This window comes from Enterobacter cloacae complex sp. SYL001, from assembly GCF_049237025.1.
In the GTDB taxonomy this organism is placed as follows: domain Bacteria; phylum Pseudomonadota; class Gammaproteobacteria; order Enterobacterales; family Enterobacteriaceae; genus Enterobacter; species Enterobacter intestinihominis.
The window spans coordinates 1-26,692 of record NZ_JBMKJI010000008.1; the positions used below are offsets into that span (position 1 = coordinate 1).

The window sequence follows — 26,692 nt, forward strand, 5'->3', positions numbered from 1 at the left end:
GCCTCAGCGATTTACAGCCGGACCAGGGCATCGCTGACAGCCCTCAGTCATTTAGAAAGCACCTTTATTGCTTCTGCATAAAAAAATTACTGGGGATCCCTCAGCCCCGTGGGAGAGGGTTAGGGTGAGGGCATCAGGCCGCACTATTCTGAGCAACAAAAACAAAAAAGCCCGCAGAGCGGGCTTGTTTGTTTTAAGTGGCTGGGGTGCAGGGATTCGAACCCCGGAATGCTGGTATCAGAAACCAGAGCCTTACCGCTTGGCGACACCCCAATTGCGTTAAACAAACTGCTTAACGACTTTAAAGTGGCTGGGGTACGAGGATTCGAACCTCGGAATGCCGGAATCAGAATCCGGTGCCTTACCGCTTGGCGATACCCCAACAATGTTCAGTTTACCGAATCGTATTCGATAACATAAATATGGTGGCTACGACGGGATTCGAACCTGTGACCCCATCATTATGAGTGATGTGCTCTAACCAACTGAGCTACGTAGCCAGTACTGCAATCTTCGATGGCTGGGGTACCTGGATTCGAACCAGGGAATGCCGGTATCAAAAACCGGTGCCTTACCGCTTGGCGATACCCCAATACCGCGGAGAACCGCATGATCGAAGAAATATGGCTGGGGTACCTGGATTCGAACCAGGGAATGCCGGTATCAAAAACCGGTGCCTTACCGCTTGGCGATACCCCATCCGTGCAACGCTTACCTGGGAATGGTGCGGGAGGCGAGACTTGAACTCGCACACCTTGCGGCGCCAGAACCTAAATCTGGTGCGTCTACCAATTTCGCCACTCCCGCAAAAAAGATGGTGGCTACGACGGGATTCGAACCTGTGACCCCATCATTATGAGTGATGTGCTCTAACCAACTGAGCTACGTAGCCATCTTTTTTTCGCGTTACCTTATCGGCGTTGCGGGGCGCATTATGCGTATAGACCCTTGCAGCGTCAACACCTTTTTCAATGAAAATAGCCGGAATGTGACTGTTTGGTTAGGTTGCGAACAGCGAGGCCGAATATTCGACAATTATTGGTTATTAATCGATTTTATGCGGGGAAAAGAGAGGAAAAAAAATCAGGCCCCGGAGGGCCTGATGATACTCTGAACATTATTTATAGGCAGACTGGTGAACGCCCACTGCGCGTCCTGACGGATCGTTCATGGCTTTGAAGGATTCATCCCATTCAATGGCTTTAGCAGAAGAGCAGGCGACCGATGGACCACCCGGTACGCACTCGGCTGCACTTGGAACCGGGAACAGCTCCTCAAAGATCTCACGGTACAAATACGCTTCTTTCGAGGCTGGCGTGTTGTACGGGAAGCGGAAGCTCGCAGTTTCCAGTTGTTGATCAGAAACCTGTTTTGCCGCCACCTCTTTCAGAGTGTCGATCCAGCTGTAACCCACGCCATCCGAGAACTGCTCTTTCTGACGCCACGCCACGCTCGCCGGCAGGTAGGATTCAAAACATTCACGCAGGATATGTTTCTCCATTTTGCCGTTGCCGCACATTTTGTCCTGCGGGTTGATGCGCATCGCCACATCGAGGAATTTCTTATCGAGGAACGGCACGCGGGCTTCCACACCCCAGGCGGACATCGCTTTGTTGGCGCGCGCGCAGTCAAACATGTGCAGCGCCTGTAGCTTACGCACCGTTTCTTCATGCAGCTCTTTGGCGTTTGGCGCTTTGTGGAAATAGAGATAACCGCCAAACACTTCGTCAGAACCTTCGCCGGAGAGCACCATCTTGATGCCCATCGCTTTGATCTTCCGCGACATCAAATACATCGGCGTGGAGGCGCGAATGGTGGTCACATCATAGGTTTCAATGTGATAGATCACATCGCGGATCGCATCCAGACCTTCCTGTACGGTGAAGTGAATTTCATGGTGCACCGTGCCGAGATGGTTCGCCACTTCCTGGGCGGCTTTCAGGTCAGGTGCCCCTTCCAGACCCACGGCAAAGGAGTGCAGCTGCGGCCACCAGGCTTCAGAGCGCTCCTGATCTTCCACGCGACGTGCGGCGAATTTCTTGGTAATCGCGGAGATCACGGAGGAGTCCAGACCGCCGGAGAGCAGTACGCCATAAGGTACGTCTGACATCAGGTGGCTTTTCACTGACTCTTTTAGGGCCTGACGCAGTTCGGCTTTATCCGTCACGTTGTCTTTCACCGCTTCATAATCAAACCAGTCGCGCTGGTAGTACGGGCGGATCTCGCCGTCTTTACTCCACAGGTAGCTACCTGCCGGGAACTCTTTGATGGTGCGGCACACCGGTACCAGGGCTTTCATCTCTGAGGCAACGTAGAAGTTACCGTGTTCATCGTGTCCCATGTACAGCGGGATAATACCAATATGGTCGCGGCCAATCAGGTAAGCGTCTTTTTCGCTGTCGTACAGCGCGAAGGCGAACATACCTTGCAGGTCGTCGAGGAACTCCGGGCCTTTCTCCTGATACAGCGCCAGGATCACTTCGCAGTCTGAGCCGGTCTGAAACGCATAGCGATCGCCGTACTCAGCGCGCAGCGCCTGATGGTTGTAAATTTCACCGTTAACAGCAAGCGCGTGCGTTTTTTTCTCGTTATACAGCGGCTGTGCGCCAGCGTTGACATCAACAATGGAAAGACGTTCGTGAGCCAGAATCGCTTTATCGCTGGCGTAAACGCCTGACCAGTCCGGACCGCGATGGCGCATCAGGCGGGACAATTCGAGTGCTTTTTTACGCAGTTCGCCCGCGTCAGTTTTAATATCCAGTACGCCAAAAATAGAACACATAACCTTCTCCGTTAACCCTGTTGCGTTGTGATGTTGCTTGCTTATGAAAATGCCGCAAAAAGGGGAGGGGGCGCAAGCGTTTTACCGATGAAAACGTAAAAAGTGCAATGGCAATTGCCGAATCTTAAAAAAAGAGTATGCATTAAGCCATTCTATTGATGATTTCTCAATGAAGAGCTGATTTCGTTAGATGAAGTGATATTTTCAGGCAGCAGAAATGAAAAACCACGCCCTGAGGCGTGGTTCTGAATCAAATAACGTCGATTTCGTCGACAGAGGGGTAAATCCAGCTTGGCCGGAACGGCATCGTATCAATGTCATCAAGCTGTGAAACGCCAGAAAGCACCAGGATGGTTTCAAGCCCGGCCTGGAAGCCGGCCAAAATATCGGTGCGCAGGTTGTCGCCAACAATGACGGTTTCTTCTGAGTGTGCCTGCATCGTATTCAGTGCAGCGCGGATGATCCACGGGCTCGGTTTGCCGACAACAAACGGCTTACGGCCCGAGATTTTTTCGATACCGGCGCACAGCGCACCGCAGGCGGGATAAAAACCACGACCATGCGTATCCGGGTTAGTGGCGATAAAACGTGCACCATTGGCGACAAAGTAGGCTGCTTTATGCATCATCTCCCAGTTAAAGGAGCGCGTTTCGCCCACGATGACAAAGTCCGGATTCACGTCGGTGATGGTGAAGCCCGCTTTATACAGCTCGTGGATCAGCGCGCCTTCGCCAACCACGTAGGCTTTTTTGCCTTCCTGACGCTTCAGGAAATCCGCGGTCGCCATCGCAGAGGTATAAAACACGCTGTCCGGGACGTTGACACCCGCGGTAGCAAAGCGATTTGCCAGATCCTGACCAGTCTGTGAAGGGTAGTTCGTGAGAAGAACCAGTGGCATTCCTTTGTCGATGATGCGGTGAAGAAACTCCGCAGCACCTGGCACGGCAACGTTGTCGTGCATTAGCACGCCGTCGATATCACAAATTACATTCTTAATGGTCATGGACAATCCGACATCAAAAAAAGAAGGCGTTACTATAAGGTCCGATCAGGATTCCAGCAAATGTTGCAGCAGGATCCCGTTGAGCATGGCACGTTTTACCAGGGCGAATGCGCCAATTGCCGAGCGGTGATCGAGCGTAGATCGCACCACCGGCAAATTCTGGCGAAATGCCTTCAGCGCCTGGGTATTGATGCAGCCTTCAATGGCAGGCAGTAATACTTTTTCGGCTTCAACGATCTCGCCGGCAATCACCACTTTTTGCGGATTAAACAGGTTGATGGCAATGGCGATGGTCTTACCCAGGTGGCGTCCTACCTGTTCGATCACTTCGCAGGCCAGCGCATCGCCTTTGTTTGCCGCTTTGCAGATGGCACCGATCTTACAGTCGCCCAGCGTGACGCGGCTCTGATAACCCTGCTCCAGCAGGTGGCGGACGCGATGTTCAATGGCGGCATTGGCGGCAACGGTTTCAAGACAGCCAAAGTTACCGCAGTGGCAGCGCTCGCCAAGCGGTTCCACCTGGATATGACCGATCTCGCCTACGTTACCGTTACGACCAATAAAAATGCGGCCATTCGAGATGATACCCGCACCTGTACCACGGTGAACGCGCACCAGAATAGAGTCTTCGCAGTCCTGGCTCGCACCAAAGTAGTGCTCCGCCAGCGCCAGTGAGCGGATATCGTGACCAACAAAGCAGGTCAGCTTGAAGCGCTTTTCCAGCGCCTCAACCAGCCCCCAGTTCTCTACCTTAATGTGCGGCATGTAGCGAATAACGCCGCTTTCCGGGTCAACCAGACCGGGTAAAATCACCGAGATGGCGATGAGTTCACGGATCTTGCGCTGACAGCTTTCGATAAACTGCGCGATGGTATTCAGTAACGCGTGTTCGAGCGTCTCCTGTGTGCGCTCAGGAAGGGGGTAGTGCTCTTCGGCAATGGCCTTGCTGCTCAGATCGTAGAGCGTAAGCGTGGTGTCATGACGGCCTAAGCGAACGCCAATGGCCTGAAAATTGCGGGTTTCAGTGACGATGGAAATCGCGCGGCGGCCGCCGGTGGAGGCCTGCTGATCCACTTCTTTGATCAGGCCGCGCTCAATAAGCTGACGTGTAATTTTTGTCACGCTGGCGGGAGCAAGCTGGCTTTGTTCGGCTATCTGAATGCGTGAGATTGGCCCGTGCTGGTCAATCAGGCGATAAACTGCCGCGCTGTTAAGTTGTTTAACGAGATCGACATTACCGATTTGAGCTTGTCCGCCTGGTGTCATACTTTTACTTACTCAGTGACGACCTCGTTACCATTAACGATGGTCTTAATAATTTTATAATCGTGTGTGAACGCCGTCAGGTTTGCAACCATACCTGGCGCAATACCGCCGAGCTGTTTATCGACGCCAATAGCGCGCGCCGGATAAAGCGTGGCCATGCGCAGCACTTCCTCAAGCGCAATGCCGCAATGTTCAACGAGGTTACGTACCCCTTCGATCATCGTCAGAGAAGAACCGCTCAGCGTGCCGTTCTCATCCACACACAGTCCATTCCGGTAGTATATTGTTTTACCAGCAAAAATGAACTGGTCAATATTCGCTCCTGCCGGAGCGGTAGCATCCGTGACCAGGCAGAGCTTGTCGCCTTTAAGGCGCTTGGCGTTGCGGATGTTGGTGTAATCGACATGCAAGCCGTCGGCGATAATGCCGCAGTAGACGTCTGGTTCATCCAGAATTGCGCCAACCAGTCCCGGTTCGCGACCGGTAATATACGGCATCGCGTTATAAAGGTGTGTGGCAAATGTAATACCTGCGCGGAAACCGGCCTTCGCCTCTTTAAGCGTCGCGTTCGAATGGCCCGCAGATACCACAATCCCGGCGGCGGCCAGTTTGCTGATAACGTCCGTGCCGGTCATTTCCGGTGCCAGCGTCACTTTGGTGATCACATCGGCATTGGCGCACATGTAATCCACCAGCTCGGCATCCGGTTTGCGCACGTAGTTCGGGTTATGGGTGCCTTTCTTGACCATATTCAGCCATGGTCCTTCCAGGTGCAGACCCAGCGCCTGATTCGGATGTTTTGCCAGGTATTCGCGCATGACGCGGATACCCTGTTTCATCAGGTCATCGCTGCTGGTAATCAGCGTTGGCAGATAGCTGGTGCAGCCCGATTTCTCGTTGGCTTTTTGCATGATTTCCAGCGTTTCAACCGTTACCGCCTCTGCGGTATCGTTAAACTGGACACCGCCGCAGCCGTTAAGCTGTACGTCGATGAAACCGGGGGAGATTACTGCTCCATTGAGGGAACGTTGTTCGATCTCCGGCGGCAGTTCCGCCAGCGGGCAAACACGTTCAATCAGGCCATTGGCGATTACAATCGCATGGTCATCCAGAATTTCATGGCCGGTATAAATCCGACCGTGGGTTAAAGCGTACATATCGACCCCCGGTTAAAAAAGCGACCGCCCCTGATAAAAGAGGCGGTTATTCAATTACAGACCTTTAATGTTCTCAGCTTCCAGCTCGTTGAAGTATTTCAGCGTTTTCACTTTCAGCTCCATGGTGGACGGTTCGTCACACACGACAACCGCTTTTGGATGCAACTGTAAGCAGCTGATCGTCCACATATGGTTCACGTTGCCTTCAACGGCAGCCTGAAGCGCTTGCGCTTTCACTGCGCCCAGTACCAGAATCATCACTTCTTCGGCATCCAGCAGTGTACCCACACCCACGGTCAGCGCGTATTTCGGCACCTGATTGACGTCGCCGTCAAAGAAGCGGGAGTTAGCCACACGCGTGTCATGGGTCAACGTTTTAATACGGGTACGGGAAGCCAGTGAAGATGCCGGTTCGTTGAACGCGATATGACCATCGTTGCCTACGCCGCCCATAAACAGGTGGATTTTACCGTAGGAACGGATTTTTTCTTCATACTGACGGCATTCTGCGTCAATATCAGGCGCGTTTCCATTCAGCAGGTTAATGTTTTCAGCCGGAATATCAACGTGATCGAAGAAATTACGGTGCATAAAGCTGTGGTAACTTTCCGGATGTTCCTTTGGCAGGCCGACATATTCGTCCATGTTGAAGGTCACAACATGTTTAAAGCTAACCTGGCCCGCTTTGTGCATTTCAACCAAAGCCTTATACGCGGTCAGGGGAGTACCACCGGTTGGAAGACCGAGTACGAAAGGACGATCGGCTGTTGGTTTGAACGCGTTGATGCGGTTAACGATATGACGAGCAGCCCATTTTCCGACTTGTTCAGCTGTTGCCAGGGGAATCAGTCTCATTATTCACCTCTAAAGTTTAAGTAAAAGTGGGCGGATGATTAGTGCAACCTGAACTAAGCGTAACCTGGAACCTTTCAGGCCGGATCAATCCGTCTTGATTTTTTGAATGATAAAATAAGTTTTCGTGGTTAGCCAGTGAAAGGGAGGGTTTAATACGATATTTGGTGACAATAATCACAAAAAATAGGTGTTTAATTTGCGATACGAATTAATTTTTCACACACTCACACTGCCAGTGAATCATCAACAGTATCTATCGTTCGTGACACAATAAAAACATAGTTTATGCGCGAGTCTTAACAAAGGGTCTCGTAGGGGGAATAGGATGAATATTTTAGGTTTTTTCCAGCGCCTCGGTAGGGCTTTGCAGCTCCCTATCGCCGTGCTACCGGTTGCAGCGTTGCTGCTGCGATTCGGGCAACCCGATCTTCTTAATGTGCCGTTTATTGCCCAGGCAGGCGGCGCCATTTTTGACAACCTTGCGCTGATTTTCGCCATCGGCGTGGCGTCAAGCTGGTCAAAAGACAGCGCCGGTGCTGCGGCACTGGCAGGGGCGGTAGGTTACTTCATCCTCACGAAAGCGATGGTAACCATCAACCCGGAAATCAACATGGGTGTACTGGCGGGTATCATTACCGGTCTGGTCGGTGGCGCCGTGTACAACCGCTGGGCGGGTATCAAACTGCCTGACTTCCTGAGCTTCTTCGGCGGTAAACGTTTTGTGCCGATTGCGACGGGCTTTTTCTGTCTGATCCTCGCCGCCATCTTTGGCTACGTTTGGCCACCGGTTCAGCATGCTATCCATGCGGGTGGCGAGTGGATCGTGTCTGCGGGTGCAATGGGCGCGGGCATCTTCGGTTTCATTAACCGTCTGCTGATCCCAACCGGTCTGCATCAGGTACTGAACACCATCGCCTGGTTCCAGATTGGTGAGTTCACCAACGCGGCTGGCGCGGTATTCCACGGTGATATCAACCGCTTCTACGCAGGTGACGGCACCGCGGGCATGTTCATGTCCGGCTTCTTCCCAATCATGATGTTTGGTCTGCCTGGCGCCGCGCTGGCAATGTACCTGGCTGCGCCGAAAGCGCGTCGCCCAATGGTTGGCGGGATGCTGCTGTCCGTTGCGATCACCGCCTTCCTGACCGGCGTGACCGAGCCACTGGAATTCCTGTTCATGTTCCTGGCTCCGCTGCTGTATCTGATGCACGCGATCCTGACCGGTATCAGCCTGTTCGTTGCCACCCTTCTGGGTATCCATGCAGGCTTCTCCTTCTCCGCAGGCGCTATCGACTATGTGTTGATGTACAACCTGCCGGCGGCAAGCAGCAACGTCTGGATGCTGGTGGTGATGGGCCTGATCTTCTTCGTTATCTACTTCGTTCTGTTCAGCGCGGTTATTCGTATGTTTAACCTGAAGACGCCGGGCCGCGAAGATACGAAAGATGATGTTGTGACCAGTGAAGCCAACAGCAATACCGAAGAGGGTTTAACCCAGCTGGCAACCAGCTATATTGCCGCTGTGGGTGGCACCGACAACCTGAAAGCGATCGATGCCTGTATTACCCGTCTGCGTCTGACCGTGGGCGACTCCGCGCGCGTGAGCGATGCAATGTGCAAACGCCTTGGTGCGTCTGGTGTGGTGAAGCTGAACAAACAAACCATCCAGGTTATCGTGGGTGCGAAAGCCGAATCTATCGGCGATGAAATGAAAAAAGTGGTTGCCCGTGGGCCGGTCGCTGCCGCCTCAACGGATAACGCGCCAGTAGCTGACGCGCCGGTTGCAAAACCGCAGGCTGTGCCAAATGCGGTGACCATCGCTGCGCTGGTTTCTCCGGTGACAGGTGACGTTGTTGCGCTTGAGCAGGTGCCTGACGAAGCGTTCGCCAGCAAAGCGGTCGGTGATGGCGTGGCGGTGAAACCAACGGACAAAACCGTGGTCTCTCCGGCAGCCGGTACTATCGTGAAAATCTTCAACACCAACCACGCGTTCTGCCTGGAAACGGAAAAAGGCGCGGAGATCGTTGTCCATATGGGTATCGATACCGTTGCGCTGAACGGTCAGGGCTTTACTCGCCTGGTGGAAGAGGGCGCTGAAGTGGCGGCAGGCCAGCCGATTCTGGAAATGGATCTGGAGTTCCTGAACGCCAACGCGCGCTCCATGATAAGCCCGGTAGTGTGCAGCAACATCGACGACTTCAGCGGTCTGGTGATCCAGGCGCAGGGGCAGGTAGTTGCAGGCCAAACGCCACTGTATGAGATTAAAGGCAAGTAATCGCTCCTGAGTAGAGTTATGCCTTTAGCGGCGGGGGATATCCTCCGCCGCTTTTTTTTGCAGCAATTGCCCCCATTATTTTCTTCCGGGACGTTTTAAGGGTTGTCACTACGTCCGGCTTATAAGATCATATGCCGTTATACGTTGTTTACGCTTTGAGGAATCCACGATGAGTGAGGCAGAAGCCCGCCCGAGTAACTTTATTCGTCAGATCATCGATGAAGATCTGGCCAGTGGTAAGCACACCACAGTCCACACGCGTTTCCCGCCGGAGCCAAATGGCTACCTGCACATTGGTCACGCCAAATCGATCTGCCTGAACTTTGGTATTGCGCAAGACTACCAGGGGCAGTGCAACCTGCGTTTCGATGACACCAACCCTGTAAAAGAAGACATCGAATACGTTGAGTCGATTAAAAACGACGTGCAATGGCTGGGCTTCAACTGGTCTGGTGATATCTGCTATTCCTCAGACTATTTCGATCAGCTGTATGCCTATGCGGTTGAACTGATTAACAAGGGTCTGGCATACGTCGACGAGCTCTCTGCTGACGAAATCCGTGAATACCGCGGTACGCTGACTCAGCCCGGTAAGAACAGTCCGTTCCGCGATCGTAGCGTGGAAGAGAACCTGGCGCTGTTTGAAAAAATGCGTGCCGGTGGCTTTGAAGAAGGTAAAGCGTGTCTGCGTGCCAAAATCGATATGGCGTCTCCGTTCATCGTGATGCGCGATCCGGTGCTGTACCGCATTAAGTTCGCAGAACACCACCAGACCGGTAACAAGTGGTGCATCTACCCGATGTACGACTTCACCCATTGCATCAGCGATGCGCTGGAAGGCATTACGCACTCTCTGTGCACGCTGGAATTCCAGGACAACCGTCGTCTGTACGACTGGGTGCTGGATAACATCACCATTCCTGTGCATCCGCGTCAGTACGAGTTCTCTCGTCTGAACCTGGAATACACCGTGATGTCCAAGCGTAAGCTGAACCTGCTGGTCACTGACAAGCACGTTGAAGGCTGGGACGACCCACGTATGCCGACCATTTCTGGCCTGCGTCGTCGTGGCTACACCTCTGCGTCCATTCGTGAGTTCTGCAAACGTATCGGCGTCACCAAGCAGGACAACACCATCGAAATGGCGTCTCTGGAATCCTGCATTCGTGAAGACCTGAACGAAAACGCGCCGCGCGCGATGGCGGTGATCGATCCAGTGAAACTGGTTATCGAAAACTATCCGCAGGGCGGGAGCGAACTGGTCTCTATGCCTAATCATCCGAACAAACCGGAAATGGGCACCCGCGACGTGCCGTTCAGCGGTGAAATCTGGATCGATCGTGCCGACTTCCGCGAAGAAGCGAACAAGCAGTACAAGCGTCTGGTGCTGGGCAAAGAAGTACGTCTGCGTAACGCCTATGTAATCAAAGCCGAGCGCGTAGAGAAAGATGCGGAAGGTAACATCACGACCATCTTCTGTACGTACGACGCAGAAACGCTGAGCAAAGATCCGGCGGATGGCCGTAAAGTGAAAGGTGTAATCCACTGGGTGAGCGCGCAGCATGCGCTGCCGGTTGAGATCCGTCTCTACGACCGTCTGTTCAGCGTGCCTAACCCAGGCGCAGCGGAAGACTTCCTGGCGGTTATTAACCCTGAGTCGCTGATTATCAAGCAGGGGTATGCCGAGCCGTCTCTGAAAGCCGCTGAAGCCGGTAAAGCGTTCCAGTTCGAACGTGAGGGTTATTTCTGCCTGGACAGTCGTTACAGCACGGCAGAAAAACCGGTATTTAACCGTACCGTGGGTCTGCGTGATACCTGGACTAAGATCGGCGAATAATAACGCTGCTCTGGTCAATGAGAAACAAACGCCGCGTAATGCGGCGTTTTTTTATTTAACGATCATGTCGTTAAGCATCGGGATAATCTTTTAAAGCCAACATTCCAGGTCAATGTGGTGCTACTTATTTTATTTAAAAAAAGTTTGTTGTTTTCCAAAAACAAAAACGCTGAAAAATATATTCTCAATCTCAATGTTACTTACTGAAAATTAGCGTATTCCCCCGCCAGCACTCGCTTCCCGGTAAATGTTACAAAGCACTACGAAATATGTGCTCTTCGTCATAATCCTGACTTTTGCCTGATTAAAAGCATTGATAATTCGCGTCGCGAAAAATAACCTAAAGACGGTAGTTAATTCGAGGGTATTTCTGACTACCCCTGACCATTTGGTCTTTTCTGTTTTTCGCCGTTTAAGGCGTTTTAATTCGTCAAAGAGGAATAATCTATGCGTACGTTCAGTGGCAAACGTAGTGCGCTGGCGCTGGCTATCGCCGGTGTGACAGCAATGTCGGGCCTGGTGGTTGCGCCAGAGGCAAAAGCAGCAGGTTTCATTGAAGATTCCACCCTTACGGGCGGTATTTATTACTGGCAACGTGAGCGTGACCGTAAAGACGTCACTGAAGATAAATACAAAACTAACCTTTCTCACTCGACCTGGAACGCCAACCTGGATTTCCAGTCGGGATATGCCGCCGATATGTTCGGGATCGATATTGCAGCGTTCACCGCAATTGAAATGGCCGAAAATGGCGACAGCGGCCATCCGAACGAAATTGCGTTTTCCTCCAGCAATAAAGCTTACGACGAAGACTGGTCCGGCGATAAAAGCGGAATCAGCCTGTATAAAGCGGCTGCAAAATTCAAATATGGCCCGGTCTGGGCGCGTGGTGGTTATATCCAGCCAACCGGTCAGACGCTGTTAGCGCCGCACTGGAGCTTTATGCCAGGTACCTATCAGGGCGCGGAAGCCGGTGCTAATTTTGACTACGGCGATGCGGGGGCGTTGAGCTTCTCCTATATGTGGACCAACGAGTACAAAGCGCCGTGGCACATTGAGATGGACAAGTTCTATCAAAACGATAAAAAAACCAAAGTTGATTATCTCCACTCGCTGGGGGCGAAGTACGACTTCAAAAACGATCTGGTGCTGGAAGCGGCTTTTGGTCAGGCTGAAGGCTATATCGATCAGTACTTTGCTAAAGCCAGCTACAAATTTGATATCGCAGGTAGCCCGCTGAGCACCAGCTATCAGTTCTACGGTACGCGCGACAAGGTCAGCGATGGCAGCGTAAATGATATTTATGACGGCACCGCGTGGTTACAGGCGCTGACCTTCGGCTACAAAGTGGGTCAGGTTGATTTGCGTCTGGAGGGTACATGGGTGAAGGCAGAAGGGCAGCAGGGCTACTTCCTGCAACGTATGACGCCAACCTACGCCTCTTCCAATGGTCGTCTGGATATCTGGTGGGATAACCGCTCTGACTTCAACGCCGACGGCGAAAAGGCGGTCTTCTTCGGCGCAATGTATGACCTGAAGAACTGGAACCTGCCTGGCTGGGCAGTGGGTGCGTCCTACGCGTACGCCTGGGACGCGAAGCCAGCGGATATGGCTACGCCAGACGCCTACTACGATCCGAACTACCGTCTGAAAGAGTCTTCATACAGTCTGGATGCGATTTATACCCTGCAGGAGGGTCGTGCGAAAGGCACGATGTTCAAACTGCACTTCACCCAGTATGACAACCACTCCGATATCCCGAGCTACGCGGGCGGTTACGGCAACATCTTCCAGGATGAGCGCGACGTGAAATTTATGGTCATTGCGCCATTTACCATCTTCTGATGAATGCTGCGGCGGGCTGTGTCCCGCCGTTATGGAGACTGAACATGATGAAAAAAAGGGTAATCGTTGCGCTGCTGGCATTCGGGCTGGTGGCGTGCGCGCAGGATCAGGCGCCGAAAGAAGACTCCCGTCTGAAAGAGGCGTATAGCGCTTGCATCAATACCGCACAAGGTTCACCTGAGAAGATTGAAGCCTGTCAAAGCGTGCTGAACGAGCTAAAAAAAGACAAAGCCCATGAGCAATTCGCCACGCAGGAAAACGTTCGCGTGATGGATTACCAGGCCTGCATTCAGGCGCGTAAAACCGGTAACGATCAGGAAGTGGCGAAGCGTTGCGATAAGATATGGGACGAGATTCGCAATAACAATAAATAAGTTGCTTTACGCCCGGTGGCGCTGCGCTTACCGGGCTTTTTCCAGGCAAAAAAAAGCCAACCTCACGGCTGGCTCAGAGTATGAACACTGACTTATTTTGCGTCGTGCGCATGTTCATTTTCGCGGCAATCCCCTTCAGCACAGTGACCGTACAGGTACAGGCTGTGGTTGGTCAGGCGGATGCCATGACGGGCGGCGATTTCACGCTGGCGTGATTCAATGGAATCATCGCTAAATTCAATGACCTTGCCACAGTCGAGGCAGATCAGGTGATCGTGGTGGTGCTGCTGAGTCAGCTCGAACACGGATTTACCGCCTTCGAAATTATGACGAGTAACAATGCCCGCGTCATCAAACTGGTTCAGCACACGATAGACGGTTGCCAGCCCAATCTCTTCACCCATATCGATAAGACGCTTATAAAGGTCTTCCGCACTGACATGGTGATTGTCTGGCCCCTGAAGCACTTCAAGGATTTTTAACCGAGGAAGCGTTACTTTCAGGCCAGCTTTCTTTAATGCGGTATTGTTGTCAGTCATGCGGAATCTGTCCTGTTGCTAAACGATTCACTTCAAAAGAAGAAGTGACAGAAAATGCACTTGGGATAATGCGTCTCATTATAGAACTGCCATGGCTAAATGAAAACTGCAAGTCTCAAGCAAAGTATGCTTATAAAAACGTGGTATCACCAACAAACTTGTTCGATGGCACCCACTTTTTACCAGGGGGATATTGTACAGGTCTGGACGAAAAAGTTAAAAGTTTGTAGCAATTAATTTAATCGGTTTTACCTGGACAACGGGCGCAACCGGAGTTGCGCCGCAGGGATATCAGGCGTTAAGGATATCGTCCAGGTTCAGCTCTTCACGAACCTGCTTAACCCATTTTTCTACACGCTCTGCGGTCAGCTCTGGCTGACGGTCTTCATCAATGGCAAGGCCAACGAAGTGATCGTCATCTGCCAGACCTTTGGAAGCTTCGAAGTGGTAACCCGCTGTTGGCCAGTGACCAACGATCGCCGCACCGCGCGGCTCAATGATGTCGCGAATAGTGCCCAGCGCATCACAGAAATACTCAGCGTAGTCTTCCTGATCGCCACAGCCAAACAGGGCAACCAGCTTGCCGTTGAAGTCGACTTCTTCCAGCGTCGGGAAGAAATCGTCCCAGTCACACTGTGCTTCACCGTAGTACCAGGTCGGGATGCCCAGCAGCAGGATGTCATAGCCCTCGAGATCTTCTTTGCTGCTCTTGGCGATGTCATGCACATCAGCAACGTCTTTACCGAGCTGTTTTTGAATGTTTTTTGCGATATTTTCTGTATTGCCGGTATCACTGCCAAAGAAAATGCCGATGATTGCCATGAGTAAAATAACCTCTTGAAACTTAATGGTATGGTGGCGCAAATTGTCCACGGATAAGGGCAATAATAGCAGAACAGGCAACCCTGCGGAAACAGCTATCACGCAGGACTGCACTCTGTGCTACATGAAAAAGGTAATATTGGGGATTTTCTGACTCACGCCTTGCCGCGTAACGTCTCAAGCTGGGCGATCAGCATCTCTTCGATCAGTTCGCTGCGGCTGATGTTGCGCGCGTCAGCTAACTCGTTAAGCGCATCGACGGCATCGGCATTCAGCTTGAGTTCGACACGCTTAAGCCCACGATTTTTATCGCGTTTAAGCTGGTTGCGTTTATTGATACGCAGCTGTTCATCGCGCGAAAGCGGATTCGTTTTCGGTCGTCCCGGTCGACGCTCATTCGCGAACAGATCTAGTGTCGTACGGTCCGTTTGTTCTTTGGCCATGATTCTGAGACTTCGGGGGAAACACGCCGCCCTGCTAATGCCCGGGCGATAAGCGCGCCATCATACATCACCCAAATCCACACGCCAACGACTGGAAGCCCGTCGTCTTCCGGTCGCTGGCTTTTTAATCAATTCGCTGTATCAGTAAGATAGCGGCGAATGGCGCGCAGGACGGCATCCGGTTTTTCCGCGTGTACCCAGTGCCCGGCACCGGCGATGACGTGAGCGCGAGCCTGCGGAAATTGCGCCAGCAGCGTGTCACGGTACGCGTCAGTAACGTAAGGGGAGTTGCCGCCGCGAATAAAGAGGGTAGGGTGCGGCCAGGCGGGGACATTTTCCCACCCCACAATATGCGAATACTGATCCCACAGTACCGGGACGTTAAAGCGCCATTGTCCGTCAACAAAGGATTTCAGCAGGAACTGGACCACGCCTTCTTCATCGAGATGCTCGCGCATAACGGCTGCCGCCTGCTGGCGTGTGGAGACGCCTGACTCTGTCACGGCATTGATCGCAGCGAAAATCTCATCGTGACGGCGAACGTCGTAATTGACGGGCGCAACGTCAATGACCACCAGACCGGAAATTCGCTCAGGGGCCAGCGCTGTAAGCGCCATCACCGCTTTACCGCCCATTGAATGCCCGATGAGCGTCGCTTTCTGGATATTATTCGCATCGAGGGTGTCCCGCAGATCCTGCGCCATGGCTGCGTAGGTCATCTCCTCCGAGCGTCCTGAAAGACCGTGATTGCGCATATCAACCTGGAGGATCTTGTGATCGGTCACTAAATCGCGCGCCAGCACGCCCAGGTTATCCAGACTACCAAACAGGCCGTGAACCAGTACGATGGGAGAATTATTGTTCGGCGATTGTGCAGTTTGCGCTCGGGTATTCAATTTCATGGCAAAGTTCTTTTTTTAGGTTTGTCAGGTTAGGGTATCATGTTGACCATTCTGCCGCCCGGGGGCAAGGATCCAGTTTAATCTGACTTTTGCCGCCAACCTGGTTTGACGCTATCCGCTGTTGGGATTAGACCTTATAATCTCAACGACTTGTATTCAGATAAGATATCGCACTGGATTAAGATGAAAACAATCGAAGTTGATGACGAACTCTATCAGTATATTGCCAGCCAGACGCGGCATATTGGGGAGAGCGCGTCCGACATTTTACGGCGCATGCTTAAAATTTCCGCCGCCTCACAGCCCACTCCTGTCACTAAAGATGTCGTGTCTCAGCCGAGCGTTGTTGCACAAGTAAAACCTGCCGTCATGCCGGCAAAAGACAAAGTGCGCGCGATGCGCGAGCTGCTGCTGTCCGATGAATATGCAGAGCAGAAAAAGGCGGTTAACCGCTTTATGCTGGTGCTGTCTACACTTTACTCACTGGATAACAACGCATTTGCAGAAGCGACAGAGTCGCTGCACGGTCGCACGCGCGTTTACTTCGCAGGTGACGAGCAGACCCTGCTGCAAAATGGCAACCAAACCAAACCCAAACATGTTCCCGGTACGCCATACTGGGTGATCACCAATACCAATACGGGCCGCAAGTGCAGCATGATCGAACATATCATGCAGTCCATGCAGTTCCCGGCGGAATTGATCGAAAAGGTTTGCGGTACAATTTAACCCTTGCATCAGAAGGACCAGGCAATGGCAAATCACAGCCGTGCAGGACAACCTGCACAACAACGCGATTTGATTAACGTCGCTCAACTGACCTCGCAGTACTACGTGCTGAAGCCGGTGGTGGGCAACGCAGAACACGCAGTGAAGTTTGGTACATCTGGCCACCGCGGCAGCGCGGCGCGCCATAGCTTTAACGAACCGCACATTCTGGCCATTGCTCAGGCCATCGCGGAAGAGCGCGCCAAAAATGGCGTCACCGGTCCGTGCTATGTTGGGAAAGATACCCACGCCCTGTCTGAACCTGCCTTTATCTCCGTGCTGGAAGTACTGGCGGCAAACGGCGTAGACGTGATTGTTCAGGAGAACAACGGTTTCACGCCAACGCCTGCGGTTTCTAACGCTATTCTGGTACATAACAAAAAAGGTGGCGCGCAGGCGGACGGTATTGTGATCACCCCGTCCCACAACCCACCGGAAGATGGCGGCATCAAGTACAACCCACCTAACGGTGGCCCGGCGGATACCAACGTCACGAAAGTGGTGGAAGATCGCGCCAACGCGTTACTGGCTAACGGTCTGAACGGCGTGAAGCGCATCTCGCTGGATGAAGCCATGGCGTCCGGCCATGTGAAAGAGCAGGATCTGGTGCAGCCGTTCGTGGAAGGGCTGGCGGATATCGTCGATATGGCCGCTATCCAGAAAGCCGGTCTGAAGCTGGGCGTGGATCCGCTGGGCGGCTCCGGTATTGAATACTGGAAACGCATTGCCGAGCACTACAAGCTGGATCTGACCATCGTGAACGATCACGTCGATCAGACCTTCCGCTTTATGCACCTGGACAAAGACGGCGCGATCCGTATGGACTGCTCCTCCGAATGCGCAATGGCTGGCCTGCTGGCGCTGCGCGACAAGTTCGACCTGGCGTTTGCCAACGACCCGGACTACGACCGTCACGGCATCGTCACCCCCGCTGGGCTGATGAACCCGAACCACTACCTGGCTGTTGCGATTAACTATCTCTTCCAGCACCGTCCGCAGTGGGGCAAAGAGGTTGCGGTGGGTAAAACGCTGGTCTCTTCCGCCATGATTGACCGTGTGGTCGATGCGCTGGGCCGTAAGCTGGTGGAAGTGCCGGTGGGCTTCAAGTGGTTTGTTGATGGTCTGCACGACGGCAGCTTCGGCTTTGGTGGTGAAGAGAGCGCGGGGGCATCCTTCCTGCGCTTCGACGGCACCCCATGGTCAACCGATAAAGACGGCATCATCATGTGCCTGCTGGCGGCGGAAATCACCGCGGTTACCGGTAAGAACCCGCAGGAACATTACAACGACCTGGCAGCACGCTTTGGTGCGCCAAGCTATAACCGTATTCAGGCTGGCGCGACCTCTGCTCAGAAAGCCGCTCTGTCCAAACTCTCTCCGGAGATGGTCAGCGCCAGCACCCTGGCGGGCGATCCGATCACCGCGCGTCTGACGGCGGCACCGGGTAACGGCGCATCCATCGGCGGCCTGAAAGTGATGACTGAAAACGGCTGGTTCGCCGCGCGTCCATCCGGTACGGAAGATGCGTACAAAATCTATTGCGAAAGCTTCCTCGGCGCTGAGCACCGCCAGCAGATTGAGAAAGAAGCGGTAGAGATTGTCAGTGAAGTGCTGAAAAACGCGTAAGTGGTGTCTGGTGCGGGCTGATGCCCTCACCCCGGCCCTCTCCCACAGGGAGAGGGAGAAAACATTGATCTCGTAGGCCCGGTAAGCGTTAGCGCCACCGGGCTTCTTTTTTAACTATGCTTATTCTTCAGTTCAAATCTCGGCGATACCAGACCGTACAGCGTCCAGCCCATAAAGGTCACCATCGCGCCATACAGCATCGCCTCCTGACCGGACGAGTAGAGCGCATAGAAGCTGTAAATCGCCCCAATCAGCGCCACGATATTGGCCGCCCGGGCTTTGCGCGGATCCACCTTCGCCACCTTCTGAATAATCACCAGTGCCGCCATCGACAGAATGTACGGAATGATGTTCGTCACCACCGCCAGGTTGACCAGTACATTAAACTGGCTGTTCAGTGACGGGCTGATGGTCATCAGCGACAAACCGCTCTGGAAAATCACAATCGCCAGCATACCCTGTACCGGCGCATCCGCTTTGGTGACGCGGGAGAAGATTTTCGGGAAATAACCTTCGTCAGCGGAGGATTTGAATACCTGGGCGATGGTGAACTGCCAGCCCAGCAGCGAGCCGCAGCAGGACATCACCATCAGTCCCATGATCACTTTCCCTACCTCTGGCGTAAACATCTGCGCAAACGCCAGCCCGAACGGCGCCGTGGAGTTGGCGAGATCCATGTTGGGCACAATTCCCGCAATCACGTTGGTTGAGACGATATAGATCACCGCCGCCCCCAGCGTCCCGCCGAGTACCGCGATCGGCACGTTCTTTTCCGGGTTTTCCACCACTTCCGCATTCGCACAGGCTGACTCCAGCCCGAGGAAAGCCCATAGCGTCATGGCGATGGACGATCCCACGGCGGTAAAGAACGGCACGTGGTGCGGGTTCCAGGAATTGGCGTACAGCGTCGGGCTAAACCAGAACCAGCCGATGATGCACAGACCGACAACCGGAATGATCACGCCCCAGACGGTGATGCTGCTGAGCTGTCCGGTGATGCGCGCGCCGCCAAAGTTGGCGACGGTGCAGATCCACAGCACGCCGATGGTCGCCAGCCCAATCTGCACCGGGGTCAGCGTCGCGCCAAACAGCTCCGTACCGTAACCGACAGCGGAAATGGCAATCGCCACGTTGGCGATCAGCAGCGACACCCCGTAGGTATAGTTGGCCATAAAGTTGCCCGACTTGCCAAACGCATATTCGGCATAGCCGCCCATGCCGCCAGACTTACGGCTGAACATCCCGCACTTGGCAAACGCCCACGCCAGCGCCATTGAGCCGACTGCCGTTACCAGCCAGGAGATAATCGAAATCGTCCCCACTTCAGCGAGCTTAGTGGGCAGCATGATGATCCCGGACCCCATCATATTCACCATGGTGAGGATAGTGAGTTGTACCACGCCCATCTTGTTGGACTTACTCATAATTTTTCTCCCTTCAGCAGAGACGGCTGAGCGGCGGGTTGTTTAATGACGTAGCAGCGCACCTGTTTGCGCCCGTCACACTCCTCGACGTAAACCCCCTGTAACTCCGGCGCAAAGCCCGGCAGCAGATTGATCCCGTCTTCCAGCGCGGCGAAATAGCGCAGCACGGAACCGCCCCAGACTTCCCCCGGAACCACGCACAACACCCCCGGTGGGTAAGGCAGCGCGCCTTCCGCGGCGATACGGCCTTCCGCGTCGCGCAGTGACACCAGCTCGACCTCACCGCGCAGATAGGCATAGTTCGCCTCCTGCGGGTTCATCATGACGCGCGGGAAGTGAGACTTGCGGAACATCTCTTTCTGCAACTGCTTCACGTTATGGCGGGCGTAGAGGTCGTGCATCTCCTGACAAATCTGACGCAGGGAATAATCCGCATAACGTTCCGGATGTTGCTTATAAAGAGAGGGCAGAACCTCTTTCAGCGGCACATCGCTCTGGAGCAGTTTTTCGAAGCGCACCAGCTGGGCGACGAGCTGCTGCAATTTGCCCATGTCCTCCGCCGGGGTGAGCAGGAACAGAATGGAATTGAGGTCGCATTTTTCCGGCACGATGCCGTTTTCACGCAGGAAGTTGGCGAGGATGGTGGCGGGCACGCCGAAATCATCATACTCGCCGGTGCGGGCGTTGATGCCTGGCGTGGTCAGCAGCAGTTTGCAGGGATCGATAAAATACTGATGCTCGGCATATCCCTCAAAGGCGTGCCAGCGTTCGCCCGGAACGAAATGGAAGAAGCGCAGATCGGTGGCGATCTCCGCCGTATCCCAGCTTTCCCACGGACGGCCATCCACCGTCTCCGGCACGAACGGGCGAATAAACTGACAGTTCTGAAGGATCAGTTTTCGCGCTTCGATACCCGTCACCACGCAGTCCATCCACATGTTGCGCCCACTTTGCCCCTCGTGCATGCGGGCGTTGATATCCAGGGCGGCAAACAGCGGATAAAACGGGCTGGTGGAGGCGTGCATCATAAAGGCGTTGTTGAGGCGCTTATGCGGGACATAGCGCGGCTGGCCTTTTATGTGGCTGTCCTTCTTATGGATTTGCGAGGTTTGCGAGAAGCCCGCCTGCTGCTTATGCACCGACTGGGTAACCAGAATGCCCGGATCGTTTTCGTTCAGCTCCAGCAGCAGCGGCGAGCAGTCGGCCATCATCGGGATAAACTGCTCGTAACCCACCCAGGCGGAGTCAAACAGGATGTAATCGCACAGGTGACCAATCTTATCCACCACCTGACGGGCGTTATAAATGGTACCGTCGTAGGTGCCCAGCTGGATCACCGCCAGACGGAAGGGACGTTCATCCCGCGCGCGACCAGGCGCGACCTCTGACACCAGTTCCCGCAGGTAACTCTCGTCGAAACAGTGTGCGTCAATACCGCCGATAAACCCGTACGGGTTGCGCGCTGTTTCCAGATACACCGGCGTCGCTCCCGCCTGTAACAGTGCTCCGTGGTGATTAGATTTATGGTTATTGCGATCGAACAGCACCAGATCGCCTGGCGTGAGCAGGGCATTGAGCACCACCTTATTGGAAGAGGAGGTGCCGTTCAGCACGAAGTAGGTTTTATCCGCATTAAAGACTTTTGCCGCATGCTGTTGGGCGATGCATGGCGCACCTTCATGGATCAGCAGATCGCCCATTGCCACGTCGGCATTGCACAGATCGGCGCGGAAAAGCGTTTCGCCAAAGAAATCGACAAACTGGTTTCCGGCCGGATGGCGGCGGAAGAACTGACCTCCCTGATGTCCGGGGCAGTCAAACGCGCTGTTCCCCTGCTGGACGTAATCGACCAGCGCGCGGAAGAACGGCGGACGGAGCTGGGTTTCGTACTTCTGCGCAGCCGCTTCAAGCTGGCGTCCGTAGTACGCATTGCTGGTGTCGGAGTACTCAAAAACGCCGTGAATACGCGACAAAAATTCAGCCGGAACCCTTTCTTCTTTATGCGTGGCAATAAACACCGGAATACCGAATCCCGTGGCTTCTATTTCTTCTATGGCGCCATTGAAAATATCACTGACGGCCAGAACCACGGCTGCCACATCAATATAATCCGATGCGGTGATATCCACGATCTCGCGCGAAGTGGTAAAGCATTCAGGGCAGGCACGGCTGACGGCAATTTTTAACGTTTTCATCTTTATCTCTTTATTTCAGGCAATATGGGTCCCTCGACTTCTTGCGGTAAAGAAATCGATTTTTTCCGGAAAAAAAAGCAAAGCGTGTCCGCTGATACGAAATCAGTTAATTGCTTTTTTGCTGAGTAGAATTCAGTCCGCCCGGTTGCGGAGAATCTGAATCACAAGGAATGAGCGCAGGTGTTCACAGGCAACAGCCTGTAAAATAGCGTTTTTCAGGATAACCTGTAAGCAGATGCGCCAGAAGTCGAAGGACTACCGGGCGTTAAAGAGATGAAAGTCAAAACAGTTTCGGTGGGCAAACATCATGATATGTGTTGTCCGCCTTATATGGGGCATTAAACGATTATTGTTTTCCATGTTCATTTTCCTTTCAGTAATTGAAAGCACGGTCATTTTATCCAGGAAAAAGGGATTAACTGTGAAACAGATCACCAATAACCGATCGTTTCAGAAATAATTAGTCGTTATGAGTGAATAACGCAGATCAAAATGCTGTTTTGTTGGTTTGGTGTTAAATTGGTGTTCTAATTATGTTTAGTGAGGGCGAATATAGGCATGAAAATAATCTCGTCGTTATTTTCATGGCTATATTCAGGCTGGTGTGTTCTTTATTTAAAATTAAAGTGAATACTTATTCAGATCATAAACCGATATCCGATACCGGTTTCTGTTAATAAATGACGAGGACGCGCGGGATCGGCTTCAAGTTTCTGGCGAAGGTGTCCCATATAAATGCGTAAATAGTGACTATGTTCGACAGCATTCGGTCCCCAGACCTGGCTTAACAGCTGTCGCTGCGTTAACACTTTTCCGTGGTTACTGAGCAACACGGCCAGCAGACGAAACTCGATAGGCGTAAGGTGGATCTCTTCTTCCCCTCGCACGATGCGGCGGGCGGCAAGATCGACGCGGATATCGCCAAAGACGTACACCGGTTCAGAAGGGGTCGTGGCACTGTGTCGACGCAGCGCCACACGCAGCCGGGCCTGTAACTCGCCAATGCCAAACGGTTTGATCAGATAATCATCCGCTCCGGCATCCAGCGCGGCGATTTTATCCGTCTCTTCGGTGCGGGCAGAGAGCACCAGAATGGGCATCTGGCTCCACTGACGCACCTCACGAATAAAATCGATGCCATCGCCATCCGGGAGTCCCAGATCCAGGATCACCAGATCTGGCTTGCGGGTGGCGGCTTCAATTAACCCCCGTTGAAGCGTACCGGCTTCATGAACGCGCAAACCGTCGCCTTCCAGCGCGGTACGCAGAAATCGGCTGATAGCGAGCTCATCTTCAACAATCAGAACGTTAATCACAAATCCTCTGGTAATTCATCAAGTTCTGGTGGGGTTTCAAGAGGAAGTGTAACACAAAAGCGTGCCCCACCTTCCGGGCGGTTCTCTGCGGAAATGGTGCCGCCATGCACGTCAACAATCGCCTGGCAGATCGCCAGCCCCAGCCCGACACCCGGAATGGCAGATTCCTTATTACCGCGCGCAAATTTTTCGAATATGGCGCGCTCCTGGCCGGCCGGAATACCCGGCCCGGTATCCCAGACATCGAGCCGCAGCAAACGTTTATCCACCCTGGCAGCAATCCCCAGCCGGGCCTTTGCCCCGGCGTATTTAGCGGCATTTTCCAGAAGATTAATCAGCACGCGCTCAAACAGCGGGCCATCCACATGGATTAACGTCAGGGGTTCCGGCATGTCCAGCTCGATATGGCGCCCGCCGAGACCCGGCTCCAGCATCTTCAGCGCACTGCCGACAACCTCCTCAAGGGTGAGCCACTCTTTTTTGAGGTTAAACCCGCCGGACTGAATGCGCGCCATGTCCAGCAGGTTGTTCACCAGACGCGTGGTATTTAGCACGTGCTGACGAATTTCGCTGGCCTGCATCGCATGTTTTGATCCTTCCGCCGCCAGATCCAGCGTCAGAATTTCGGACTGACCAAACAGCACGGTAAGCGGGGTGCGCAAATCGTGAGACAGCGCTGCCAGCAGCGAATTGCGAATACTTTCGCGCTCGCTTGCCAGCCGCGCCTGCTCTTCGCTGGCGGTGAGCGCCAGCCGTTCAAGGGCGCTGGCGACCAGCAGGGTGAAGGTTTCCAGCAGGCGCTGCTGCTCGGGGATCATCAGCTGACGCAGGTTAGACGGCTCGACGATGACCAGCCCGTGATTTTTATCCGCGCTGCGCAGCGGCAGGATCTGGTAAGGCACCCCGGGCAGAGTGTCGGTGCCGGCACCGGCAGGTAAACCCTTATCAAAGCTCCAGCGGGCAATCGCTTCATCCCAGGGCGTCATCCCCGAAGGGGAGGTCAGCGGGCGAAGGCGCCCCTGCTCGTCGGGGAGCAAAATCAGGTTACTGGCGTGAAAGGTCGAACGGATAAACTGCTCGCTGGTCTGGACGATATCCTGCTGCGTGCGACCGACCGCCAGCGATTTTGACATCTCATAAAGATGGCGGGTGCGCTGCTCGCGATAGCGGGCAATGCGTGCCTGGTAGCGCACGCCTGCCGTCAGATTCCCGATCACCAGCCCGACGGTAAGCATCACGGCAAAGGTCAGAATGTACTGTACGTCCGAGACAGCAAGCGTCCCGCGCGGAGCGATAAAAAAGAGGTCGAAGCTGATGACGTTGATCACCGTTGCCAGCACCGACGGCCAGCGGCCATAAAAGAGCGCGACCACAACGACGCCCAGCAGATAAATCATGACCAGATTGGCGGCATCGAAGGCGATTAGCCACTGGCTGGCAATCACCGTAATCAGGGCGCAAAGGACCACGGCCACGAGGCAGCCCCGGATCTGGACGCGCCATTTATCGCCAAAGGTGCGTGCGTCCGGCGTACGGCCGGGCAGGGGGGCGGGCTTGTCATCCAGCGCGACGATGACTAAATCCAGATCCGGCGCGCGGCGTGCCAGCCTGTCGGCAAAAGATTCGCGGCTAAACCAGCGGCGATGCTGGCGACGTCCAATGACAATCTTGCCCAGGTTATGCTCGCGCGCGTAGCGAAGAATGGCTTTATCTTCCTGCGGATCGGACAGGGTTGCAGTTTCGGCGCCCAGCTCCTGCGCCAGCCGCAGCGCGCTCAAAATGGCGCGACGCTGATTTTCCGGCAGGCCGTGAAGCTGTGGTGTTTCGACATACACCGCGTGCCAGACGCTGCCAAACTTCGCCGCAAGCCGGGCGGCGGTGCGGACCAGTTTTTCATTGCCGCTGCCGTGACCAATGCATAACAGAATGGCGTCACGCGTGTGCCAGACGCGCTCCCGCCCCTGCAGGTCCCGCCAGGCTCGCATCTGGTCATCCACGCGATCGGCGGTGCGGCGCAGGGCCAGCTCGCGCAGGGCAATCAGGTTTCCTTTGCGGAAAAAATGTTCGATGGCGCGTTCGGCCTGGCCGGCAATATACACCTTGCCTTCGTGCAGGCGCTGGCGCAGATCGTCCGGCGGCAGGTCAACCAGTACGACTTCATCGGCAGAATCAAAAAACGGATCGGGGACGGTTTCGCGCACCTGGATACCGGTTACCCCGCTTACCACGTCGTTCAGGCTTTCCAGATGCTGAACATTCACCGTGGTGAAGACGTCGATGCCGGCTTCAAGCAGCTCCTCAACATCCTGCCAGCGCTTCGGGTGGCGTGAGCCAGGCGCGTTGCTGTGCGCCAGTTCGTCCATCAGGATCAGCGCGGGGCGGCGGGCGAGGGCGGCATCAAGATCGAACTCCGTCACCAGCCGACCGCGATGGCTGATACGCTGGGGCGGCTGCGTCGCCAGTCCCGTCAGCAGCGCCGCCGTCTCTTTGCGACCGTGGGTTTCCACCACGCCGATGAGAATATCAAGCCCCTGCGCCCGAAGCCGCTGGGCTTCCGTCAGCATGGCGAAGGTTTTCCCGACGCCCGCGCAGGCGCCGAAGAAAATTTTCAGCTTGCCGCGGTGGGCTTCAGCCGTTTGTTCAAGCAGCCTGTCCGGATCCGGGCGCATGGGCTCATCGGTCATTTAGTTCTTCCTTAGCGCATCCAGCGCCAGATTCAGCTCAACAATGTTCACTACCGGCATGCCGATGAAGCTGACCAGCGGCTTTTGCGTATGTTCTGCAACCAGCTGGCTCACCTGCTCGACGGTCAGCTGACGGGCGGCGGCCACGCGTGGGATCTGCCACGCCGCTGCGTCCGGCGTCAGGCTGTAATCCAGCCCGCTCGCGGAGGCGGTGACCAGCTCAACCGGCACCTCACGGCTGGCCTGCGGATTCGCGGCGCGCAGGGCGGCAACGCGTTCAGCAACGGCTTTGTCCAGGTCAGGATTACTGCCAGCCAGATTGCTGCCGCCGGAGGCCATTGGATTATACGGGCTTTCCGCAGTGGCGGAAGGGCGTCCCTGGAAGTAGCGCGGGTCCGTAAAGTTTTGCCCAATCAGACGCGAGCCGCGGTTTTCACCGTTCTGGATAATCAGCGAGCCGTTGGCCTGGTCCTCAAACCACCACTGGCCCAGCGCGGTTGTCATCAGCGGGTAAAGCCCGCCGGTAATCAGAGACAGCAGAATAAACAACAGTATAGCGGGACGTAACATCGTCATGAG

Annotated in this window: 21 protein-coding genes and 7 tRNA genes; 6 read left to right on the forward strand and 22 right to left on the reverse strand. The window is 54.3% G+C overall.

The window, feature by feature from the left end; genetic code table 11:
- Positions 1-198 precede the first annotated feature (198 nt).
- From ACOTZP_RS09980 to nagB, 12 genes are all read right to left on the reverse strand, one after another.
- Positions 199-273 (reverse strand) — tRNA-Gln (locus ACOTZP_RS09980).
- A 34-nt stretch (positions 274-307) separates the two neighbouring features.
- Positions 308-382, reverse strand: a tRNA-Gln gene (locus ACOTZP_RS09985).
- Between the two features lie 41 nt (positions 383-423).
- Positions 424-500: transfer RNA gene (locus tag ACOTZP_RS09990), tRNA-Met, on the reverse strand.
- Positions 501-517: 17 nt separating this feature from the next.
- Positions 518-592 (reverse strand) — tRNA-Gln (locus ACOTZP_RS09995).
- A 32-nt stretch (positions 593-624) separates the two neighbouring features.
- Positions 625-699: transfer RNA gene (locus tag ACOTZP_RS10000), tRNA-Gln, on the reverse strand.
- A 23-nt stretch (positions 700-722) separates the two neighbouring features.
- A tRNA-Leu gene (locus ACOTZP_RS10005) sits at positions 723-807 on the reverse strand.
- An 8-nt stretch (positions 808-815) separates the two neighbouring features.
- Positions 816-892: transfer RNA gene (locus ACOTZP_RS10010), tRNA-Met, on the reverse strand.
- A gap of 225 nt (positions 893-1,117) precedes the next feature.
- Positions 1,118-2,782: an asparagine synthase B gene (gene asnB / locus ACOTZP_RS10015; protein ID WP_421633703.1), complete on the reverse strand. Its 1,665-nt coding sequence runs from the start codon at positions 2,780-2,782 to the stop codon at positions 1,118-1,120.
- 250 nt (positions 2,783-3,032) lie between these two features.
- Complete coding sequence (gene nagD, locus ACOTZP_RS10020) at positions 3,033-3,785, reverse strand: ribonucleotide monophosphatase NagD (protein ID WP_003858667.1); 753 nt, start codon at positions 3,783-3,785, stop codon at positions 3,033-3,035.
- A gap of 45 nt (positions 3,786-3,830) precedes the next feature.
- The gene (gene nagC, locus ACOTZP_RS10025) at positions 3,831-5,051 is read right to left on the reverse strand and encodes a DNA-binding transcriptional regulator NagC (protein ID WP_022647442.1); all 1,221 of its coding nucleotides are present in this window, start codon (positions 5,049-5,051) and stop codon (positions 3,831-3,833) included.
- 8 nt (positions 5,052-5,059) lie between these two features.
- Positions 5,060-6,208, reverse strand: a complete 1,149-nt coding sequence (nagA, locus tag ACOTZP_RS10030) for an N-acetylglucosamine-6-phosphate deacetylase (protein ID WP_003858664.1) — start codon at positions 6,206-6,208, stop codon at positions 5,060-5,062.
- Positions 6,209-6,262: 54 nt separating this feature from the next.
- Positions 6,263-7,063 carry a glucosamine-6-phosphate deaminase gene (gene nagB / locus ACOTZP_RS10035; protein ID WP_003858663.1) on the reverse strand — a complete coding sequence of 267 codons (801 nt, stop codon included), beginning with the start codon at positions 7,061-7,063 and terminating at the stop codon, positions 6,263-6,265.
- A 325-nt stretch (positions 7,064-7,388) separates the two neighbouring features.
- On the opposite strand from nagB, the gene nagE reads away from it, so the two are divergent.
- The 4 genes from nagE to chiQ all read left to right on the forward strand — a co-directional run bounded on the left by nagE (position 7,389) and on the right by chiQ (position 13,394).
- Positions 7,389-9,338 (forward strand): PTS N-acetyl glucosamine transporter subunit IIABC, encoded by a 1,950-nt coding sequence (gene nagE, locus ACOTZP_RS10040; protein WP_022647444.1) that lies wholly within the window; start codon positions 7,389-7,391, stop codon positions 9,336-9,338.
- Positions 9,339-9,507: 169 nt separating this feature from the next.
- Positions 9,508-11,175, forward strand: a complete 1,668-nt coding sequence (gene glnS / locus ACOTZP_RS10045) for a glutamine--tRNA ligase (RefSeq protein ID WP_015571127.1) — start codon at positions 9,508-9,510, stop codon at positions 11,173-11,175.
- 447 nt (positions 11,176-11,622) lie between these two features.
- Entirely contained in the window at positions 11,623-13,020 is a 1,398-nt protein-coding gene (gene chiP, locus ACOTZP_RS10050) for a chitoporin ChiP (protein ID WP_017694280.1), read from the forward strand.
- A gap of 47 nt (positions 13,021-13,067) precedes the next feature.
- Positions 13,068-13,394 (forward strand): ChiQ/YbfN family lipoprotein, encoded by a 327-nt coding sequence (chiQ, locus tag ACOTZP_RS10055; protein WP_023299602.1) that lies wholly within the window; start codon positions 13,068-13,070, stop codon positions 13,392-13,394.
- A gap of 92 nt (positions 13,395-13,486) precedes the next feature.
- Here the strand turns inward: chiQ and fur are convergent, their stop codons facing one another.
- The 4 genes from fur to ybfF all read right to left on the reverse strand — a co-directional run bounded on the left by fur (position 13,487) and on the right by ybfF (position 16,100).
- A complete protein-coding gene (fur, locus tag ACOTZP_RS10060; RefSeq protein ID WP_003858655.1) occupies positions 13,487-13,933 on the reverse strand; it encodes a ferric iron uptake transcriptional regulator in 447 nt (148 codons plus the stop codon).
- A 291-nt stretch (positions 13,934-14,224) separates the two neighbouring features.
- A complete protein-coding gene (gene fldA, locus ACOTZP_RS10065; protein ID WP_003858653.1) occupies positions 14,225-14,755 on the reverse strand; it encodes a flavodoxin FldA in 531 nt (176 codons plus the stop codon).
- A 155-nt stretch (positions 14,756-14,910) separates the two neighbouring features.
- Positions 14,911-15,198 (reverse strand): LexA regulated protein, encoded by a 288-nt coding sequence (gene ybfE / locus ACOTZP_RS10070; protein ID WP_003858652.1) that lies wholly within the window; start codon positions 15,196-15,198, stop codon positions 14,911-14,913.
- A 128-nt stretch (positions 15,199-15,326) separates the two neighbouring features.
- On the reverse strand, positions 15,327-16,100 hold the full coding sequence (ybfF, locus tag ACOTZP_RS10075; RefSeq protein ID WP_105322551.1) for an esterase: 774 nt from the start codon (positions 16,098-16,100) through the stop codon (positions 15,327-15,329).
- A 183-nt stretch (positions 16,101-16,283) separates the two neighbouring features.
- On the opposite strand from ybfF, the gene seqA reads away from it, so the two are divergent.
- Together seqA and pgm are read left to right on the forward strand one after the other, a co-directional pair.
- Positions 16,284-16,829, forward strand: coding sequence for a replication initiation negative regulator SeqA (seqA, locus tag ACOTZP_RS10080; protein WP_003858650.1), 546 nt, complete (start codon positions 16,284-16,286; stop codon positions 16,827-16,829).
- A 24-nt stretch (positions 16,830-16,853) separates the two neighbouring features.
- Positions 16,854-18,494 (forward strand): phosphoglucomutase (alpha-D-glucose-1,6-bisphosphate-dependent), encoded by a 1,641-nt coding sequence (gene pgm / locus ACOTZP_RS10085; RefSeq protein WP_271075275.1) that lies wholly within the window; start codon positions 16,854-16,856, stop codon positions 18,492-18,494.
- 110 nt (positions 18,495-18,604) lie between these two features.
- Here the strand turns inward: pgm and potE are convergent, their stop codons facing one another.
- The 6 genes from potE to kdpC form a co-directional block, all read right to left on the reverse strand.
- Positions 18,605-19,918, reverse strand: coding sequence for a putrescine-ornithine antiporter (gene potE / locus ACOTZP_RS10090; protein WP_022647448.1), 1,314 nt, complete (start codon positions 19,916-19,918; stop codon positions 18,605-18,607).
- Complete coding sequence (speF, locus tag ACOTZP_RS10095) at positions 19,915-22,113, reverse strand: ornithine decarboxylase SpeF (RefSeq protein WP_022647449.1); 2,199 nt, start codon at positions 22,111-22,113, stop codon at positions 19,915-19,917. The genes potE and speF overlap by 4 nt, the downstream gene beginning before the upstream one ends.
- A 255-nt stretch (positions 22,114-22,368) precedes the next feature.
- The gene (gene speFL, locus ACOTZP_RS10100; RefSeq protein WP_003858645.1) at positions 22,369-22,473 is read right to left on the reverse strand and encodes a leader peptide SpeFL; all 105 of its coding nucleotides are present in this window, start codon (positions 22,471-22,473) and stop codon (positions 22,369-22,371) included.
- Positions 22,474-22,751: 278 nt separating this feature from the next.
- Positions 22,752-23,429: a two-component system response regulator KdpE gene (gene kdpE, locus ACOTZP_RS10105; protein WP_022647450.1), complete on the reverse strand. Its 678-nt coding sequence runs from the start codon at positions 23,427-23,429 to the stop codon at positions 22,752-22,754.
- The gene (gene kdpD / locus ACOTZP_RS10110) at positions 23,426-26,113 is read right to left on the reverse strand and encodes a two-component system sensor histidine kinase KdpD (protein WP_332975881.1); all 2,688 of its coding nucleotides are present in this window, start codon (positions 26,111-26,113) and stop codon (positions 23,426-23,428) included. The genes kdpE and kdpD overlap by 4 nt, the downstream gene beginning before the upstream one ends.
- A complete protein-coding gene (kdpC, locus tag ACOTZP_RS10115) occupies positions 26,114-26,689 on the reverse strand; it encodes a potassium-transporting ATPase subunit KdpC (protein ID WP_022647452.1) in 576 nt (191 codons plus the stop codon). It abuts the gene before it with no gap.
- Positions 26,690-26,692 lie beyond the last annotated feature (3 nt).

What these genes read in the sequence shown, in the direction of transcription:
- asnB (WP_421633703.1), bottom strand. Translation starts at nt 2,782, where the DNA reads ATGTGTTCTATTTTTGGCGTACTGGATATTAAAACTGACGCGGGCGAA.
- nagD (WP_003858667.1), bottom strand. Translation starts at nt 3,785, where the DNA reads ATGACCATTAAGAATGTAATTTGTGATATCGACGGCGTGCTAATGCAC.
- nagC (WP_022647442.1), bottom strand. Translation starts at nt 5,051, where the DNA reads ATGACACCAGGCGGACAAGCTCAAATCGGTAATGTCGATCTCGTTAAA.
- nagA (WP_003858664.1), bottom strand. Translation starts at nt 6,208, where the DNA reads ATGTACGCTTTAACCCACGGTCGGATTTATACCGGCCATGAAATTCTG.
- nagB (WP_003858663.1), bottom strand. Translation starts at nt 7,063, where the DNA reads ATGAGACTGATTCCCCTGGCAACAGCTGAACAAGTCGGAAAATGGGCT.
- nagE (WP_022647444.1), top strand. Translation starts at nt 7,389, where the DNA reads ATGAATATTTTAGGTTTTTTCCAGCGCCTCGGTAGGGCTTTGCAGCTC.
- glnS (WP_015571127.1), top strand. Translation starts at nt 9,508, where the DNA reads ATGAGTGAGGCAGAAGCCCGCCCGAGTAACTTTATTCGTCAGATCATC.
- chiP (WP_017694280.1), top strand. Translation starts at nt 11,623, where the DNA reads ATGCGTACGTTCAGTGGCAAACGTAGTGCGCTGGCGCTGGCTATCGCC.
- chiQ (WP_023299602.1), top strand. Translation starts at nt 13,068, where the DNA reads ATGAAAAAAAGGGTAATCGTTGCGCTGCTGGCATTCGGGCTGGTGGCG.
- fur (WP_003858655.1), bottom strand. Translation starts at nt 13,933, where the DNA reads ATGACTGACAACAATACCGCATTAAAGAAAGCTGGCCTGAAAGTAACG.
- fldA (WP_003858653.1), bottom strand. Translation starts at nt 14,755, where the DNA reads ATGGCAATCATCGGCATTTTCTTTGGCAGTGATACCGGCAATACAGAA.
- ybfE (WP_003858652.1), bottom strand. Translation starts at nt 15,198, where the DNA reads ATGGCCAAAGAACAAACGGACCGTACGACACTAGATCTGTTCGCGAAT.
- ybfF (WP_105322551.1), bottom strand. Translation starts at nt 16,100, where the DNA reads ATGAAATTGAATACCCGAGCGCAAACTGCACAATCGCCGAACAATAAT.
- seqA (WP_003858650.1), top strand. Translation starts at nt 16,284, where the DNA reads ATGAAAACAATCGAAGTTGATGACGAACTCTATCAGTATATTGCCAGC.
- pgm (WP_271075275.1), top strand. Translation starts at nt 16,854, where the DNA reads ATGGCAAATCACAGCCGTGCAGGACAACCTGCACAACAACGCGATTTG.
- potE (WP_022647448.1), bottom strand. Translation starts at nt 19,918, where the DNA reads ATGAGTAAGTCCAACAAGATGGGCGTGGTACAACTCACTATCCTCACC.
- speF (WP_022647449.1), bottom strand. Translation starts at nt 22,113, where the DNA reads ATGAAAACGTTAAAAATTGCCGTCAGCCGTGCCTGCCCTGAATGCTTT.
- speFL (WP_003858645.1), bottom strand. Translation starts at nt 22,473, where the DNA reads ATGGAAAACAATAATCGTTTAATGCCCCATATAAGGCGGACAACACAT.
- kdpD (WP_332975881.1), bottom strand. Translation starts at nt 26,113, where the DNA reads ATGACCGATGAGCCCATGCGCCCGGATCCGGACAGGCTGCTTGAACAA.
- kdpC (WP_022647452.1), bottom strand. Translation starts at nt 26,689, where the DNA reads ATGACGATGTTACGTCCCGCTATACTGTTGTTTATTCTGCTGTCTCTG.